We start from the raw sequence: 372 nt of genomic DNA on the forward strand, positions 1-372 counted from the left end.
AGCCTCCGCTTTGTACGTACTCTTAGTTTGTCGTCTAGCTGGCTGTTTTTGGGACTGATCGTTTTGATGTGGCTGGGTGCCTTTACTGGCGAGAATGGCACAGCAGGTGACTTCGTAAAGACCCTTTCATTGATTGGTAGCTATTTCGGCAATATTCATCAGTTTGCTCTGCCAATGAACGATGTCCACGAGTTCTACCTGTTCTGGTGGTTCGCATGGAGCATCATGATTGGTCAGTTTACGTCACGCTTTGTGGGTGGTTTGAAAACCTGGCAGGTGCTTGTAGCCATACTTGTACTACCGTCCATTCCTATCGCTACCTGGTTCACTGTGCTGTATTACTTCCATCTCAATACTCTGGACTCGTCTGGC

The 372-nt window shown here is 47.8% G+C and carries 1 pseudogene; it reads left to right on the top strand.

The annotated features are described in order from the left end of the window. A pseudogene (locus CWC28_RS21505) lies at window positions 1-372 on the top strand (BCCT family transporter); the annotation flags it as partial.

Origin of the sequence: Pseudoalteromonas sp. S4492 (genome assembly GCF_005886115.1) — a bacterium.
Taxonomy (GTDB): domain Bacteria; phylum Pseudomonadota; class Gammaproteobacteria; order Enterobacterales; family Alteromonadaceae; genus Pseudoalteromonas; species Pseudoalteromonas gelatinilytica.